This is a genomic window from Helicobacter suis (assembly GCF_902196125.1).
Taxonomy (GTDB): domain Bacteria; phylum Campylobacterota; class Campylobacteria; order Campylobacterales; family Helicobacteraceae; genus Helicobacter; species Helicobacter suis_B.
On the sequence record NZ_CABIKG010000008.1, the window covers coordinates 1 to 17,318 of the forward strand.

General features: G+C 40.0%; 17 protein-coding genes and 2 tRNA genes. 4 read left to right on the forward strand and 15 right to left on the reverse strand.

The window, feature by feature from the left end:
* Positions 1–1,125: DDE-type integrase/transposase/recombinase (locus G6Q00_RS03960; protein ID WP_163532110.1), on the forward strand; the 1,125-nt coding region annotated here is incomplete at its 5' end.
* Here the strand turns inward: G6Q00_RS03960 and G6Q00_RS03965 are convergent.
* Positions 1,070–2,125: an alpha/beta hydrolase gene (locus G6Q00_RS03965; RefSeq protein ID WP_205426490.1), complete on the reverse strand. Its 1,056-nt coding sequence runs from the start codon at positions 2,123–2,125 to the stop codon at positions 1,070–1,072. The two genes, G6Q00_RS03960 and G6Q00_RS03965, sit on opposite strands and share 56 nt — an antisense overlap.
* 85 nt (positions 2,126–2,210) lie before the next feature.
* Positions 2,211–3,962, reverse strand: a complete 1,752-nt coding sequence (locus G6Q00_RS03970; protein ID WP_163532111.1) for a sulfatase-like hydrolase/transferase — start codon at positions 3,960–3,962, stop codon at positions 2,211–2,213.
* Positions 3,963–4,164: 202 nt separating this feature from the next.
* Here G6Q00_RS03970 and G6Q00_RS03975 point away from each other — a divergent pair, with 202 nt between their 5' ends.
* Entirely contained in the window at positions 4,165–4,995 is an 831-nt protein-coding gene (locus tag G6Q00_RS03975; RefSeq protein WP_163532112.1) for a sulfite exporter TauE/SafE family protein, read from the forward strand.
* A gap of 238 nt (positions 4,996–5,233) precedes the next feature.
* Here G6Q00_RS03975 and G6Q00_RS03980 read toward each other — a convergent pair whose 3' ends face one another.
* Together G6Q00_RS03980 and kdsB are read right to left on the reverse strand one after the other, a co-directional pair.
* Entirely contained in the window at positions 5,234–6,190 is a 957-nt protein-coding gene (locus tag G6Q00_RS03980) for a CpaF/VirB11 family protein (RefSeq protein WP_163532113.1), read from the reverse strand.
* Positions 6,165–6,881, reverse strand: a complete 717-nt coding sequence (kdsB, locus tag G6Q00_RS03985; protein WP_163532114.1) for a 3-deoxy-manno-octulosonate cytidylyltransferase — start codon at positions 6,879–6,881, stop codon at positions 6,165–6,167. Before kdsB ends, G6Q00_RS03980 begins: the two co-directional genes overlap by 26 nt.
* Positions 6,882–6,979: 98 nt before the next feature.
* On the opposite strand from kdsB, the gene G6Q00_RS03990 reads away from it, so the two are divergent.
* A complete protein-coding gene (locus tag G6Q00_RS03990; RefSeq protein WP_163532115.1) occupies positions 6,980–7,288 on the forward strand; it encodes a thioredoxin family protein in 309 nt (102 codons plus the stop codon).
* Between the two features lie 2 nt (positions 7,289–7,290).
* On the opposite strand, the gene G6Q00_RS03995 is transcribed toward G6Q00_RS03990, so the two are convergent.
* The 10 genes from G6Q00_RS03995 to G6Q00_RS04040 form a co-directional block, all read right to left on the reverse strand.
* Positions 7,291–7,367 (reverse strand) — tRNA-Met (locus G6Q00_RS03995).
* A 4-nt stretch (positions 7,368–7,371) separates the two neighbouring features.
* Positions 7,372–7,446: transfer RNA gene (locus tag G6Q00_RS04000), tRNA-Gln, on the reverse strand.
* A 42-nt stretch (positions 7,447–7,488) separates the two neighbouring features.
* Positions 7,489–8,877, reverse strand: coding sequence for an L-serine ammonia-lyase (locus G6Q00_RS04005; RefSeq protein WP_163532116.1), 1,389 nt, complete (start codon positions 8,875–8,877; stop codon positions 7,489–7,491).
* 11 nt (positions 8,878–8,888) lie between these two features.
* The gene (locus G6Q00_RS04010) at positions 8,889–10,133 is read right to left on the reverse strand and encodes an aromatic amino acid transport family protein (RefSeq protein WP_205426491.1); all 1,245 of its coding nucleotides are present in this window, start codon (positions 10,131–10,133) and stop codon (positions 8,889–8,891) included.
* A gap of 94 nt (positions 10,134–10,227) precedes the next feature.
* Positions 10,228–11,361 (reverse strand): dihydropteroate synthase, encoded by a 1,134-nt coding sequence (gene folP, locus G6Q00_RS04015; protein ID WP_163532118.1) that lies wholly within the window; start codon positions 11,359–11,361, stop codon positions 10,228–10,230.
* Positions 11,361–11,993: a DNA polymerase III subunit delta' gene (locus G6Q00_RS04020; RefSeq protein WP_163532119.1), complete on the reverse strand. Its 633-nt coding sequence runs from the start codon at positions 11,991–11,993 to the stop codon at positions 11,361–11,363. Before G6Q00_RS04020 ends, folP begins: the two co-directional genes overlap by 1 nt.
* Positions 11,990–12,511, reverse strand: a complete 522-nt coding sequence (locus G6Q00_RS04025) for a HobA family DNA replication regulator (protein ID WP_163532120.1) — start codon at positions 12,509–12,511, stop codon at positions 11,990–11,992. Before G6Q00_RS04025 ends, G6Q00_RS04020 begins: the two co-directional genes overlap by 4 nt.
* A 2-nt stretch (positions 12,512–12,513) precedes the next feature.
* Positions 12,514–13,716, reverse strand: coding sequence for an aspartate kinase (locus G6Q00_RS04030; RefSeq protein WP_163532121.1), 1,203 nt, complete (start codon positions 13,714–13,716; stop codon positions 12,514–12,516).
* On the reverse strand, positions 13,717–14,187 hold the full coding sequence (locus G6Q00_RS04035) for an RNA pyrophosphohydrolase (RefSeq protein WP_163499184.1): 471 nt from the start codon (positions 14,185–14,187) through the stop codon (positions 13,717–13,719). It abuts the gene before it with no gap.
* Positions 14,188–14,290: 103 nt separating this feature from the next.
* A complete protein-coding gene (locus tag G6Q00_RS04040) occupies positions 14,291–14,593 on the reverse strand; it encodes a c-type cytochrome (protein WP_163532122.1) in 303 nt (100 codons plus the stop codon).
* Between the two features lie 65 nt (positions 14,594–14,658).
* Here G6Q00_RS04040 and hemW point away from each other — a divergent pair, with 65 nt between their 5' ends.
* Positions 14,659–15,717, forward strand: coding sequence for a radical SAM family heme chaperone HemW (gene hemW, locus G6Q00_RS04045; protein WP_163532123.1), 1,059 nt, complete (start codon positions 14,659–14,661; stop codon positions 15,715–15,717).
* Here the strand turns inward: hemW and G6Q00_RS04050 are convergent, their stop codons facing one another.
* Positions 15,718–17,274: a flagellin A gene (locus G6Q00_RS04050; protein ID WP_163532124.1), complete on the reverse strand. Its 1,557-nt coding sequence runs from the start codon at positions 17,272–17,274 to the stop codon at positions 15,718–15,720.
* Positions 17,275–17,318 lie beyond the last annotated feature (44 nt).

A 17,318-nucleotide genomic window follows, 5' to 3' on the forward strand; every position in this document is an offset into this window, starting at 1 on the left:
ATGGAGCTTGAAAGAGAAAAACGGCCTGACTTCCAACATAGCTTTAATAATTTCATGTTATGGTGTGATAAGTTAATTAAGAAGGATAGGCAGTTACAACGCTACCTTAAAAAAGGCAAAGATGGCCTATTACAATACTACCCGGTGGGAGTTAGACCTAAAAGCTATCTTAATGAGGAATGGCAAGTTGATAGCACCAAAATGGACTTTATGGTTAAAATCCCCGATCCTAGCGCTAAAAAGGGCTATAGAGTTGCGCGCAAAAATCTAAGCGCGGTAATTGATCGCTGCTCTGGCGCGGCTTATGCAGAACTCATTGATACGAATAACTCAACAGCACAAGTACGCGTATTATTCAATGCGTTCAATCGCATGGGAATTCCTGACTCTGTTCGCTGTGATAATGGTAGCGATTATGCTAGCAAGCACTACCAAAACTTTTTACACTCTTGTAAAATTAAATGTACCCGCACTTTGCCCTATGAAGGCCGCGCAAAAGGCAAAATTGAGCGCTTTTTTGGGGTGTTACAAGGGGCTTTATCATGGCTACCGGGCTATATTGGAAACGATGTGGCCAAACGCCAACAAATAGAGAGTCAACGCGCCTCTAAAAAAGACACGCTAAGCGGCAAAGCCACGCGTATTGATGAAAGCCAACTTCTTTATGAGGAGGAGCTACAAGCATTTATTGATGCAAAATTAAAAGAAAGATACAACGATTATAAAGCCCACGCCCCCGCTTTAGCTAGTGTGCAAGAACTAGCCAAGATACGCGCATTCTTAGGCAAACAACACCACCGCACACTTCAAGCCTATGGCATAGACTTTAATAATAAAATCTACACCAGCGCGCATTTTTGGGATAAATGCCAAATGGGTGATAGCCTCATTGTAGTTGAAAACCCAGATAATGCTAATGAAGTAGATGTATACACCCCAACCATGCAATATCTTACTAAGGCCACTTGCAGCGATCTAGGCGCGCAGGCAATGAGCTTGCACCATTTTAAAAGCAGACCCCCCCCTAAAATTTTAAGGGGCTTTAGTTGTTTAGATAATACAGGGCTTTTTAGAGGTGTTGCTCTTTTAAATTTTGATTATAGAAGTGGGTTAATTTTTCGCTAATTTGCTTGACATACTCCGGTTTGTAGTAAGTTTGGATATGAGTCGCACCTTTGATCAAAAATAATTCCTTGTTTTTAGTACCCGTTGCGTTGGCAAAAACTTCTTTTGTCATGTATAAACTATCTGCTTTATCACCAGCCACCATTAAAAGCGGTTGGTTAATTAAGTCTACATTAGTGTTAGCATCAAAGCCCATTAAATCTATCAAACTACTCACCGTATAGTTTGCTTGAGAGTGGGGGTGAAAATGAGTCTTTTCATAGTACTCATAACCTTCTTTATACAAATCAAAAGGCAATTTGGCGATTTGCTCCTCACTCATAGAACTCATAGAGGGGGTGTATTTCACCTCGCCCCCTGCTGCCTCTTGTGCCCTAGCCTCCGAAGCTTCTTTTAAACGATCTTGTATCGTGTTTTTTTGGGTGTTTAAATAGCCATTGCGTCTTACCTCTCCGGAATTAAACATACTAATTGTAGCCACTGCTTTAAACCTTTTATCTGTCTGGGCTACCTTAATGGCATACCCTCCACCCCCACAAATGCCAAGTAAACCCAAACGATGCGCATCTACACCTTTAAATTGCGAAATAAAATCCGCCGCTGCTCTAATATCTTCCATGCGATTAGCCGGCTTATCTACATAGCGAGGCATCCCTTCACTACCTCCCTGATAGGCCGCATCAAAAGCAATGGTTACATAGCCTGATTCAGCCAATTTTTGCGCATAAAGCCCAGCTACTTGCTCTTTAACCCCTCCATTAGGGTGGGCTACTACGATAGCAGGGTATTTGTGATGGGCATTGAAGTTAGCCGGCGTGTAGACATTGGCCACAACTTTTACCCCATTGGCTTTATAATGCACGGTATGCACTTGTACCTTTCCTTTCATATTCTGAGTGATAGCCCCCTCATAGGTAAATGTAAAAGGGTTTTTCCTATAATCAGCTCCCATAGCCACACCTCCGATTAAAATGGCACTTATTAATAATCTACTAAACATTTTCTCACCTTTATAAAAAGTGGGCGATTGTAGCTTGCTTTTTTCTATAAAGAGTAAATGAGTAAATGATATGCATTATCTTAATTCATGGGATTTTCTTATACTCCAACCCATCACAGAAAATACGCTTTCTTGTGGTATCAAAGGCCGGAGAAAAGAGGTTTTTACTTTCTATATTGTCTTTGGTGTGGATACCTACTAAGGGTAAAAGCGAATGGATTAGATCATCGCTCATAAAGGGTTTATGGGTGGCTAAAGAGATTGCCTTGATTTTTTCGGGGTGTTTTTTTACAAAGGTTGGGGTGGTATAGAGGATAAAAGGAATTTCTACACCATAAACGCTACATTTATGCCCATAGGTAAAATCGCTTTGGTAAATATCTTGAGCATGATCGGATAAATAAAGAATCAAAGCGTCTTTATCTTCAAAAAGCTTAAAGATTTCTTGCAAAACTGAATCAGTGTAATAAAGAGAGTTGGCATAATCAGCTACAATTTGCTTATCCTTGCTATCTTTTATGTGCAAATGCTTAGTAGGGACTTGAGTCGCGCTAAATTTAGTAAAAGACTTAGGGAAGCGATCTTTATAAAGAACATGGCTTCCAATCAAATGGAATAAAATGAAATTTTTAGTTCCTAAGTGGGGTTTAAGAGAGTGGTAGGTGGCAATTAAAGAATCATCATAAACCCTTTTAAGAGAGGGGGGAGTGTACACGCGCCACCTAGATTGTCTGGAAATTAAATTGCGAGCATTGCTAGTTTCTGAGGGTTCTTGATTATCTAGCCAAAAGGTGTTATAGCCCGCACCTTTAAAAATATCAATTAGATTTTTTGTTTTAAACCAAGGGATATTGCGGTTTTCTACATCGCTATAATTAAGCAAGACTTGGAAAGTGGCCTCTGTAGAGGCATAGGGCGCAATCACATCTGTAAAGACGGATAAATTTCCTTTAAGGGTAGGATTTACAGGTAGGGGGGAGGAATTAGGGCAGGTTAGGCTAGAACAATTCAAGCTACGCTTGTCTTCTCTCTCTCTCTCTCTCTCTCTCTCATTTAAGCCGCTTAAAAAGGGCGTGTTAGGTAAACCATAGCCATAAACTCCCATAAAATTTTTAGAGGCACTCTCACCGATAATTAGTACCACAAAAGGTATACTATCTGGTTCTAGTTTTACATAGTCTTGTGGGAGGGGTTTATAAAAGTTTTGATAGATTTCTTGGGCTTGCTTGTGGTTATACAAGGTATCTATTAGAGCTAGCATCTCTTTAATCAAAGGAGTATCGCGAGCAATGATATGCACAGTATTAGCAAGAGCGTTAATATTTCTGTGTGTATTTAAATTTGTTCGTATACAGTGCGCGCTAAATCCGATTAAAAAAGGCACAAAAACTAAAAGGGCTTGTTTAAAAGAAAGTAAAAGGTTGTAGCGTACAAAGTGTAAAAATAAGCCCACTACAAACAACATAGCTAAAAGAGGGAAAAAATGCGAGTAAGCGCTAAGAAAAAATTCATAGGCTTCAGAGGCGTTAGTAGCTAGCAAGGTTTCTATCAAAGCTTGGTTTAAACCCATTTGGTAGTAATAAGAGGTAAAAAAATCTAAAAAAGCACAGCTAAGAGAGAGGATAACAATAAGATTTTTACAAATTGCATTGATTTTTGGGGGGAGAAAACTTATTAAAAAATACAAAGTATAAAAGAGTGCAAAGCCATAGAAGGCTACTTTAATCACTAGATAACTTAACATGCCACTAATATGCACATCTGGAGAGAAAAAACAAACCACAATAGGCGCAAGCCATGCCACTAAAAAGCGCGTATCTAAGATCACTTCAGGCATATAAAACCCTTTAAAAATAGAGGACAAATTTTGCAAGCAAGCTAAAGTTGCAATTTTAGCACAAGTGATCAAAGTTCTACCACTATAATAACACCATTTTTTGGCTATTATTAATAATTAAGGTTTTAAGAAAGGTGATTTAATTTTTATGCAAGCTGTCCAACCCCTATTTTTAAAGAAAGCATATTATTAAACGCCCATGATGATAGCACTTGAAAACTCAGAAACCCTTGTTTTATGTGTAGTGGGGGTAATAACCGGTATTACAGCCGGATTTTTTGGCATTGGTGGGGGCGAGGTTGTAGTGCCTGCTGCTATCTTTGCAGGTTTTAGTTATAACCATGCTGTCTGGATTTCACTGGCTCAAATGCTTTGTTCTTCTCTAGTGGGCTCAGTGATTAACTATAAAAAAGGTTTGTTAAATTTACAAGAGGGTATTTTTGCTGCTTGTGGGGGATTAATAGGGGCGATCTTAGGGGGCTTTTTGTTAAAAGTGATCAATGATCGTATACTTATGGGTGTGTTTGTGGTGGTGGTGTGTTATACCTTTATTGAGTATGCTTTTGGGCGCAAAGAAAGGCATTATCAAAACGCGCACTTTTACATGCACGCAAAAAAAGCCCCCTTAAAAATCCCTATTATCCATTGGCATTTGAGTAAGACACATGCTATTTTAGTCCTAGCAGGCTTGATCACAGGGATTTTTTCTATTCCACTGGGCATGGGTGGGGGGATTTTAATGGTGCCCTTCTTAGGCTATTTTTTAAAATACGACACACAAAAAATTGTACCCTTAGGCTTGTTCTTTGTGATCTTTTCCTCGCTCTCAGGGGTGATCTCTTTAGCCCACTCAGGCGTACTAAATAGCCACGCCTTACAAGCAGGATTAATCACCGGACTAGGCGCGCTAATAGGTGTTGGCATTGGGATTAAACTGATTTTATTAGCTAATGAAAGAATCCATAAAGTTTTATTACTCTGTATTTATGCGCTAAGTATTTTAGCCACGCTTTATAAACTCATTACAGGTTAAGTAAAGCGCCCAAATGCTAAAGACATTTGGGCTTGCTATCTGTGTTGCCCGTAGGGAGAGTTTGGTTCTCACTCTGTGTCCCTATGGTAGGGATTTTACAGAGCTTAAGCTACCACGCATTCACTAGGTCTCACTCATCTATCTGCCAAAGGCGTAACTTCCGGCACTTCCTGCGCTAGATACGAATGTATGCGGGTGCTGTACCACAAAAGTGGGAATAGGTGGCATTTTCTACTCGCTAAAGACGAGTGAGATTTCTGCCAAAGGTTATTAAATCTTTAGTTAAAATAATTTCTTGTATGCAGTGTTGTTTTTGGATTTTACAAACCTGTATCAGCACATCAACCGCACTTTTAAAATACTTCTCTACAATTTCTAAATCAAATTTAGCCTTATGCCCCATTTCAATATTGAGTGCGATGGCTTCTAAAACTTGAGAAATACTATTAGCATGCAAAGTACTTAACATGCCCTTATGCCCTGTGTTGGCTAAACGCAAAAATAAAAGCGCGTTTCTGGTATCAATTTCGCCTACCATGAGGCGATCAGGGCGCATGCGCATGGCCATGTTAAGGGCGTTTTCATAGCTAAAGGCAGTTTGTTCATTCTTGCCCACTAAAAGCCCTACATGGTTTTCAAACCCGCTTAAATCTAATTCCTGACTATCCTCTACACTCACAACCCGGCTTTGCTTAGGAATGTATTCTAAAAGTGCGTTGAGTAAACTGGTTTTGCCACTAGCTGTACCACCACTAATTAGAATGTTACACCCCTCTTTAGCCATATTTTTAAGATCACCATAATTATAAGGGCAATTTGGCGCTATGATAAAAGCTTCTAAGGGGAATTTTTGTAGGTTAGGAATACGGATATTTAAACTGATTTGGTGATTAGTGGTGATACTAAAGTGATTAGCACTCACTCTATAGCGGGTAAAGGGAATGGAACAATTAAGCGTAGGGGTTTGTAAATTAAAGGATAAATGGCGGTAATTGCCCAGTTGCTCACAAAAATGTAATAAAAACTCTTTACTAAAAGTGCTGTCATGGATTTTATGGCGCGATCCATCTAGTTTATAAAGCCACAGTTCTTGCTCTGTATTGCTAATTAGTTCGCTAATGCCACTTTCTAAATAGGGGATAAAACGGGCGATCTGGGCTTTTAAAACTTTATGGGTGGTGAGTTGGGCTAACACGGCTAAGCGCTTTTTTTAAATCTTCTGGGGTGTCAATGCCTATACTGTTTGTTTGTACATGGCTAGTTGTGATGATCTTATGGTGATACAGGGCGCGGAGTTGTTCGAGTTTTTCAATCTCTTCTAAGGGGCTTTTTTCAAGCGCGCAAAATTCTAAAAGTGTATGGGCTCTAAAGCCATAAATACCAATATGCCCTAAGAATTCTACAGAAATTCCATCGCGATTATAAGGAATAATAGCGCGGGAAAAATACAAAGCTTGTTTATTTGCACCTAATACTACCTTAACTAAATTAGAATCAAGGGCTTCTTTTGGGGTGATTGTTTTAATGCATGTGTGCATGAAGGGCGTGTTTTTAGATTCTTCTAAGAGAATAGCGATGATCTCTGGTTCTAAAAAAGGTTCATCGCCTTGTAAGTTGACTACGGGGGTTTCTGGAGGCAAATTTAAAAGCATGCAGGCTTGTGCACATCTATCCGTGCCGCTAGTGTGATTCACACTTGTTAAAATAGCCTTGATCTTAAAATCCTCACAAGCTTTTAATAGCAACACATCATCACATGCAACCACCACCTCATCTACCTTTTGAGCATTACGGGCTGTAGCCACTAGCATAGGAACCCCGCCAAGTGGCACAAGAAGTTTTCTTTTAAAACGGCTAGATTCTAATCTAGCGGGGATAAAAATCATGGATAGCCTTGAGTACTAAGATGGGTTATTATAGTCTTTTATAGCAAGCTTAGCTTTTTTGGTTATGCTCTTATTTTATTTTTAAAGAAAGGATTTATTTGCAAACACTAAGTAGCCATGATTATCAAAACAAAATAGCTAAGGGAGCGGTTGTGATTAATGTGGGCGCGCATTGGTGCCCGGATTGCCGGCGCATTGAGCCAATTATGCAAGTTTTAGAAAAAACTTATACAGAGGTGGCGTTTTTTAAGATAGATTTTGATACAAGCATAGATTTAAAAGAGAAACTAGGCATTAAACGAATCCCCACACTTATTTTTTATAAAAACGGGGTAGAAGTGGGTAATAGGCTAGTAGAGCCTAGTAGCAAGGCAGAAATTGAAAAATCTTTAAAAGCGCTGTTGTGATTTGGTTGCGGGGGATGGATTTGAACCACCGACCTTTGGGTTATGAGCCCAACGAGCTACCGGGCTGCTCTACCCCGCGTCTTTGGCTGGGGTAAAAGGATTCGAACCTCTGAATGCCAGGACCAAAACCTGGTGCCTTACCACTTGGCGATACCCCAACAAAAAGTCCCATTCTATCTAATTGCAATGTAAAAGTCAAGCTAACATCTTGGAATGTGTACATGGGTGGCTAGGCCGCCTAAAGAGGTTTCGCGGTATTTGGGGTCTAAAGATTTGCCCACCTCATACATGGTTGAAATCACATCATCTAAGCTTACTTTAGCCTGATAGCCATCTTCAAGCGCTAAACGCGCAGAAGACACCGCTTTAATCGCTCCTACTACATTGCGCTCAATGCAAGGGATTTGTACCAAACCACCTACTGGATCACAAGTTAAGCCTAAATGGTGTTCCATGGCAATTTCAGCCGCGCTTAAAACTTGTTCTACACTTCCGCCCATCACAAAGGCAAATCCAGCCGCAGCCATAGAGGAAGCAGCCCCCACCTCAGCCTGACACCCCGCCTCAGCCCCGCTTAGCGATCCATTTCTTTTATATAAATAGCCAATGGCTGCACAGGTGAGTAAAAAATCTACAATTTGTTTAGTCTCTAAAGGTTTGATATGCTGGTGGCAATAAAACAACACAGCAGGTACAACACCACAAGCCCCATTAGTCGGAGCGGTAACTACTTTATGCCCTCTGGCATTTTCTTCACTCACCGCCCGCGCATAAAGTGTAATGTAATCTACTAGGCTTAAGGGATCGGCTTTTTTATGTGATTGGCTTAATCGCGCATGGATTTTAGGGGCTAAAGAAGCCATGCCAATATAGCCGGGTAAACTCTTTTCATTAGAGCAAATCCCACTTTCATAACAAGCCAACATAGCTTGATAAATTTCTAAACAGTAAGTGCGCGCATAATTTTCTTTAAAAAGAACGCTTTCATGCATTTCTACAATGCTAGCAATGTGGGTGTGGTGCTTCTCACATAACTTTGCTAATTCCTGCGCGCTTGCAAAATCAAAGGGCGTGTGGCATTCTTGTGTAGTGCTATTTTTTCTATGCTGCAATTCCTCTTGTGTGTAGATAAACCCCCCACCGGTGGAGTAATAAATTTCTTGGGCTAGTACTTTTCCATGATTGAGGGCTTGTACTTGCATGCCATTTTCATGCAAGGGTAGGGCTTTAGAATCAAAGAGAATATCCTCTTGCAAAGAAAAGGCGATCTCTTTTTTTTGGGCTAAAAGGATTTTATGATCTTGAATGGCTTGTTTTAAAATAGCCTCTCTTTGATCTAGCCGTACTTCTCTAGCACTCACACCGCTTAAACCCACAATACAGGCTAAATCTGTCAAATGCCCTTTACCGGTAAGAGCAAGCGAGCCATGTAAGATCACACGCATACGATCTACTTGTTCTATCAAACCTTGATCGCATAAAAGAGCGCTAAAACGCGCGCAGGCATCCATAGGTCCAATAGTATGTGAAGAACTAGGGCCAATTCCAATTTTAAAAATCGCTGTCATAGATTTATTAGAAGAGGGCATAAATACACTCCTTATTTAAAAGCAATCTCAATAATAGCATTTAAAACGGTTAACACGCCGGTTAAAAAGATAAAAATATCAGCTAAGGGGCTTCTAAATTCTTTCATAGAGGGCAAAACATACATCGCCACAATGGGTAAAATAAAAGTAACGGCGGCTAAAGCTGGTCCCCCCAAGCTTTCAATAAAACCTAAAATACTAGGGTTGGCATAAGATACGCCAATAATGCTTATCCATAAAAATAAGGTGATCCAAATATCAATAGTCTTATGCCGTTTGGTATTAAGCTTGTCTTTGGTAAAAATTTGCACCACCAAACCTTTTAAACCTTCCTTAGCCCCATAATAATGCCCAAAAAAAGAAGTAATGATGGCTAAAAAGGCCACAATAGGCCCCGCATAGCCAATAATGGGGTTATTTAAAGTGTTGGCAAAATAACTTAATATAGGGATATTTTGTTCTCTAGCTTTGGCTAGATCGGCTGGTTCTAAACAAAGAATACAAGAAAAAACAAAGAACATCACAAAGAATAGTAAAAGCGAAGTGTTGAGTAATTCAATTTGGTTTGTCTTGTAGTGTTTGAGTTCTCCATAGTGCTTTTCTACCGCTTGGGCAAAAGTAGAGATAATGGCGCTATGATTAAAAGAGAAAATTAAAACAGGCAGGGCAAACCACAGAGCCGTAAAAAAACCCTTAAAAGTAGGCACATCTGTTAGCATGGAAGTTTTCCAGTAGGGAATAAGGTATAAAGAAAACACTAATAAAATTAAAGCTAAGGGGTAGACTAAGGCATTAGAGATACGGGTAACCACAGTGGTATTAAAAATCATGACAAAAATCATGCCAGTGATGAGGTGCTCGGCTAAAAAAAAGCGGTTATTTTCAAAATAATGCAGGCCTAATTGGTTACTAAAAAAAGAATCAACGGTATTAGTAATCCCCACCCCATAGGCTAAACAAATAGGATAAAGCGCAAAGAAATACATAAGGGTGATAAAAAAGCCAACTTTTCTACCTAAATGTGTTGCGGCATGGGTAATATCCTCATTGCCAATGGCATTTACAAAGCGCGCTAAGGCTCTATGGCTTAACCAAGTCATGGGAAAACTCAAAAGCGCCATCACCACCACAGGCCAAAACCCGTGTTCACCCGCTCTAATGGGTAAAAATAAGATTCCAGCTCCAATAGCCGTACCAAACATGGACCACATCCAGCGGATGTCAAAAAGATTAAGAGATTTACGCGAATCGTCCATGAATTGCCTTTGATATAAGATAAAGCGTTGTGATACCAACAAATTTTATAATAATACTAATTTTCATGCCTAATTCTTATAAAACACATAACTCTTACAAACAAGATAAAGCATGATGGATAGCTATTAAATCTGCATGGGCAGGTATATCATGAACACGCAAGATACTAGCCCCATGTGCTAAGGCTAAACCATGTAAAGCCAGTGTTCCGGCTAATCTATCCTGTACTTCTTGTTTACACACCTCCCCGATACTCCCCTTACGGCTACAGCCCACCAACAAAGGATAACCAAAGTGTAGAAAATGTTCTAAATGCTGGATAAGGCTTAGATTCTCAGTTGTGCCTTTAGAAAAGCCAAAACCAATATCTAAGATAATGCGATTCACTCCAGATTTTAATAACTCCTCAATTTTAGAAGTGAAAAACGCTTCTAAATCCTGCCATAAATCTTTACTTGAGAGTAAAGTACCATCCATTGGTACGCCACATGAATGCATTAAAACCACTTCTGGCTTATAGTGTTTGGCAATTTCAAGCATTTGTGCGTCTCTAAACCCATTAACATCATTAAGCACAGCAAAACCATGTTCAAGTACAAAAGCAGCCGTTTTAGGGTTATAAGTATCAATGCTAAATTTAGTGTGCTGATAAAGTCCTTGATTTTTAATTTCTAAACACAGCTCTTTTAGGCGCGCTATTTCTATATGAGAGTCTACATAAGTGCTTGAAGGCCTAGAACTAGCCGCTCCAATATCAATATAACTAGTCTTATGCTCTAAAAAAGTTTGGATAGTTTGTAAGGCTTCTTTTGTGCTATAGCGGCTATTAGGATAAAAGCTATCTGGAGTGAGATTAATCACACCCATTAAAGCGGGTTTAATTTGGGCCACTTTGAGGTGTTTTTCTAAAATTTGGGCTAAGTCTTTAAGGCCAAAATCTTGTTCTTTACATTTTTGGCTGAGCCGTTCTAGTTGATCTTGAGTGCCCACTAAAAGGCAATCATAGGTTTTCTTTTTTGCCAAAATACAGTCTTTAGGCGTGGCTAATTCGGCCCCTACACGCAAGGCTTCTTGTTTTAAAATCAGGGTAGCGCTTAGGGGCAAATCCTTAATTTTAAAACTAAAGAGTCGCCCCTTCTTTGCCATGATCTCTTGGCCGATTTTATGGACTTTAATCTCTTGCAAAGCTAAAGAAAAACTTTTAGGATTTACACGCTGTAAAAACATTAGACTTCTCTAGCCTTAAAAATTGCTAGGAGTAAAGGCAATAGATTATAACTAGGGCGCAAATAAAGGGCATTAGCATAAATAGCCTTTTCAAAATATTCTAGCTCTTCACTCTTAAGCGTGATATTAGCCCGTTTTATTTCTCCAAGTAAAGCGCTAATTTGCATTTGTGTTTCCCCTTTACTCCAATTTTCTTGATCAATTCTTTGTAAGTAGCGATACATTTCATCTAAACTACAGGTGCGTAAATCTAATCCAAAGGGCTTAGGCGTGGGTTTGCTGCGTTTATCTATACATGGCAAACGCGAGCGCATAGTGGGCAATAGTGCATGTTTATGCTTAGCAAATAGAATAAATAGCGTCTTTTCAGGGGGTTCTTCTAAGATTTTAAGCAAGGCATTTTGGGCAAAGATATTAAAAGTGTTAGCCGCAATGATTAAGATTTTTTCTTCCCTAGCGCTTAGAGTAGCGCGCCGTTTAATTTCATGGGCATGATCAATTTTAAGTTCTTCTTCTACAAATAACTCTATTAAAACCGGTGTGTTTTGCTCTAAAAAGTACTGTTTTAACTCCACTTGGTAACTTTTAGCCTCCTCACAAGGTATATTTGCATAAATAAGGCTACTTGTCATGCTAAAATCACCTTTCCTAATAAAGCGTCTAATAACATGCGCTCAAAAACCCTATAGAGTTGGAGTAATTGGTGATCGCTTAAGGGGTCTAAAGAATTAAAGCTCATGATCTCCTCTCTAGGGGGTGAATCAAAAGCCCATAAAAGCCCGCGTTCTTGCAAGACTAAATTAGCCATTGGGGTGTTAAAAGCCCCCACATACCACAGAATATGGCTTTGATAAACAAGATTTAAAGTATCACTTACCAATGCATTTTCTGACTGATCTAAACGGGATTTAAGAGCTGTTGGGATTTCAAAAACAGGGATTAAAGGACGCAAGGGGTGGTTATTTAAATCAGAGAGGACATAAAGTTTAAACCATGTACGCTTTGTATCTGTATCCATTAAAATACTCCCCCCTTCTATGACATGTTTGATCGCCTGAATACAAGAAATCCAGTTGCAACTTTGTAGCCAATCGCTTAAAAAAGAAGGTTGATCTTGTAAAATAGGATACAACCATTCAGAAAAGCGCATTCCTATAATTCTAATTTAAAAGCGGCATGCAGTGTTTTTAAAGCTAGCTGTGCTAAGGCAACATCTACCACAACCGAAATTTTAATCTCACTCGTGCCAATCATTAAAATATTGATATTTTCTTTGGCTAAAGCTTTAAAGGCCGCGCTAGCAATCCCTGAATGAGAGCGCATACCAACCCCCACAACAGAGATTTTAGCGATTTGATCATCACATTCTACCGATCCAATATCTTGTAGGTTTTTTAAAACCTGTTTACAAGTCTCTAAATCCTCTTTAGCCACCGTAAAGTTAATATCTGTCTTGCCATTGCGCCCCACCGTCTGCACGATTAAATCAATATTAATATTTGCATCTGCTAAAAGCCCAAAGATTTCTCCAGCAATTCCGGGATAATCGCGCGCATCTATGATATTTACACGCGCTTGATCTGTATCCATAGCAATAGCGCTTACGATAGGTTTTTCCACAATTTGCTCCTCTGAAGTGATGCGCGTTCCCTCTGCTGTGTTAAATGAACTACGGGTAACTAGCGGAATGTGATACTTTTTAGCTAACTCTACTGAGCGGTTAAATAAAACTTTGGCCCCCATAGAGGCTAGTTCTAACATTTCCTCATAACTAATTTGATCGATTTTTCTAGCCTGCGGTACAATGCGCGGATCTGTGGTATAAATCCCATCTACATCTGTATAAATTTCACAAAGATCGGCATGTAGTGCCCCAGCTAAGGCTACCGCGCTTAGATCACTCCCACCTCTGCCTAAAGTGGTGATCTCCCCATGTACACTTATTCCTTGAAACCCAGCCACCACCACTACAAAATTTTGGGCTAAAAGTTCTTGGATTTTAGAAGGGTTGATCTCTAAGATTTGGGCTTTGCTATAGTGTGAATCTGTAAGAATCCCTGCCTCTCTCCCACTTAAAGAACAAGCCTTTTGCCCTAAAGATTCTAAAGCAATGGCTAATAAGGCACTCGCAATTTGTTCCCCACTACTTAATAGCCTGTCTAATTCTCTTTGATTGGGGCGCGTACCAAAATAGCGGGCTAGATTTAATAAATCATCTGTACTATCCCCCATAGCCGAAACCACCACCACCAGATCTTCAAAGTGCTTTTTACTCTCAAGTACCCGTTTAGCCACAGCCTCAATACGCACACAGCCCCCCATACTAGTCCCCCCAAACTTTTGGACTACTAGCACTTAAAGATACCCTTCCTTGCGAAAATAGCCAATGACTTGCCTATAAACTTGCCGTTTAAAATACACCACTCTATGGAATAAATCCTTAGTTTTGACAAAACAATAGCGATCAAACTCCGGACAAAGGGTTTTAATGTTAACCAGAGCGTTATTTTTTAGCCGCACTAAAAAGTACTTTTGTCTTTGGCCATCAAAGGGGTAAAGTTTTTTAGTCATAGTTGGGGGGAAATCATAGGTGATCCACTTAGGATATTCAGCAATCACTTCTATAGCATCTGTGCCTATTTCCTCTAAAAGCTCGCGGTATAGTGCCATTAAAGGCGTCTCGCCTTGATCAATGCCTCCTTGAGGAAACTGCCATGCTCCTTGAATATCAATGCGCTGTGCGATTAAAAACTCACAATCACTAGGATAATGTGAGGAAAGCACAACAGCGGCCACATTAGGCCGATAACTTTTCTTAGTGTCCATGCTTGTCCTTTAGCTATTTGCACCCTTTTAGGAAAACTAAAGAACATTATAGCACACACAAAACTAAGACAGAAAAGACCCCCGCTGTAACTAAATGATCGGATTATTTTTTAAGAGTAGGGATAAATTTTGATAGCGCATCAATATCTTCATCACTCAAGGTCTGTGCCTGTGCATGCATCACACCACCAGCCCCATACCGATTAAGCGTACCGGCTTTATAGCCCGCTAAATCCTCTTTAATCGTGGCGCTATCTAAAGTGTTAACCACATGCCCTTTGCCAAATGCTTTTTTATCCATAGCAGGCCCATGGCATCCGGCACATCTTTTAACAAGCGCAGATGGATCGGCCGCTCCTAAAAAGCTAAACCCCAACACAAAGCCTACAAGCAAGCACTTTTTCACACAATCTCCTTACGATTATTTTTATCAAAAAACATGCTAAGATGATACTATTTAAAGATTAAGCCATGTTTAAAACCCCGTGCCCTAGTAGCCTGTATTTGCATATTCCTTTTTGTCAAAGCAAATGTGGCTACTGCGCTTTTAATTCCTTTGTGGGTTTAGATACGCTAAAAGAGGCCTACACACAGGCTTTAATCTGTGATCTCAAAACAAGTCTAGCAACCTCCCCTGTACTTGCCTCTATCTTTGTAGGTGGGGGTACGCCAAATAGCCTTAAGCCTAAGTTTTATGAGCAAATTTTTAACACGATTAACAAATACGCTTATTTAAAATCAGATATAGAAATCACTTTGGAGGCTAATCCAGATTTAATTAATCAAGAGTGGTGCTATGCATTAAAACAACTAGGGGCTACCCGTCTTTCTATAGGTGTACAGAGCTTTTTTCCTGATAAGTTGTGCCTTTTACAAAGAGAACACGATCACAGCGCTATTTTTAAAGCACTTGATATGGCCTATAAAAGTGGCTTTGAGCATTTAAGCATTGATCTAATCTATAACACCCCATTAGATACAAAGAAGCGCCTAGAAGAAGAATGCAAACAAGCCGCTCAACTCCCCATTGATCACCTTTCAGCCTACAGCCTCACCCTAGAGGATAATACAAGGTTGACCAAAGACATGAACCCTTGTGAACTTCTCCATTTAGACACATTTCTTAAAGAATGTCTAAAAGATAGGGGATTTAAACAGTATGAAGTTTCTAATTATGCTAGAGATTATCAAGTACGCCACAATTTAGGCTACTGGGAGGGTTTGGAGTATTTTGGTTGTGGGGCGGGGGCTGTAGGGAGGATAAAAGATCAAAGGCTGTATAAAATTAAAGATGTTGTTACCTACATAGATAACCCTTGTAAAGTACGCGTAGAAAATCTAAGCCAAAAAGATTTATGGTTTGAATCGTTGTTTTTAGGTTTGCGCTGTGCTTTGGGCGCACCCTTAGAAGGCTTAGATTCTTTAAAAGTCCAAACACTTCTAAAAGAGAAAATCTGCATCATAAAAGATAAAAGGCTACTTGCTAGGAATTTTTTCCTAGCAGATGAAATTGCCCTGTGGTTGCTCTAACTAAGTTAAGAGCCGTAAAATGTTTTGTTGCACGGTGTTAGCCTGACTCATAGCATAACTGCCAGATTGGGCTAAGATATTATTTTTACTAAAGTTAGCGCTCTCTTCGGCAAAATCCACATCTCTAATTTGTGATTCAGCAGCCTTTACATTCACTTGGGTGATCGTGATGTTATTAACAGTGCTGACCATTTGGTTTTGCACAGAACCTAAATCAGAGCGGATTTTATCTAGCATTTTTTGTGCAGACTCAGCAACATCCATCACCACCATAGCGCCCCTAAGAGTGGTAACCCCAGAACCTAAAGTGAGATTTTCTGCAGCAATGGTTTTATTGTAGTTAGCCCCTGAGGCAGAGCGCACGGCTTGGTTAAATTCACCTAAGACATCTCTAAGATTAACCGTAGTATTAGCCGTTTCTCCCTTACCAAAACCAATGGCTTTATAACCGGCATTTGGATCGGTTACATTGGCCCCAGAAACAATTAAAATATCCCTAGCATCTTGGCGCACTAAAGAAAGACGGCCAAAATTTAAAGAACCACTTGTAACCTTTTGGCCTCCATTCATGGTATCTACAGCCATAGTGCCAGAACCGCCCTTTTGATTGCCCCCTGCATCATCAGCTTTAAGACTAATCCCCCTGCCATCAAGACTTCTAAGATTAAGCCGTCCTTTGGCATCTGTATAGGCTTCTACACCGGTTTGGGAGGTTACAGCATTAAGAGCAGCAATCAAACGGCCATCGCTATCATTTTTCTTAATGCCCACTACATTACCTATATGAACACCGTTAAGTACTATGTTATCTAGGTTACCCGAACGCACAGCCGTATCTGAAGTGGAGATCACATTAGCCGTAGCCCGTACACCTGTTGTATTAGAGTTTTTATTAATCACCTCTGCTAACACACCAAGACCCGTACCTGCAGAAGTAGAAATCTTCACGCTTTCTAAAGTTACATCATGGGTACCATTAACCTGTTTGAAAGTTAAGGCCACCTCCCCAGCGGCGGTGATAAGACTACCGGTTACAATCTTTGTTTGCCCGATTTTATCTGAAGTAGCTGACCCGATACTAGCCTTAATGGTCTCATTAGAATACGCCCCCACTTGGAACTCTTTATTAGAAAACGCACCGGATAATAAAGTTTGTCCATTATAAGAGGTGGTAGTCCCGATATTATCCAAACTTTGAATCAAGCGCACAATATCAGCCTGAAGGGCTTTTCTGGATTGGGTATTTTGCCCATCTTGAGCGGCCTGTGTAGCCTTAGTTTTGATGGTATCTAAAATCTTAATTTGCTCATCCATTGCCTTATCTGCAATTTGGATAATGCCCATACCATCATTGGTATTAGAAATAGCCTGCCCTAAACTTTTAGCCTGAGAGCGCAATGAATCTGCAATGGTCATACCCGAAGCGTCATCAGCTGCCTTGTTAATGCGCAAACCAGAACTCAAGCGTTCAAGCGATTCTTTCAAATCGCGTTGTGTTACTAGCCCCACCGCGTGGGCGTTTAACGCATTGATATTCGTGTTAACCTGAAATGCCATGATAACTCCTTGTTAATCTTCCTAAAGCTTCCTTGCTTTGGCGT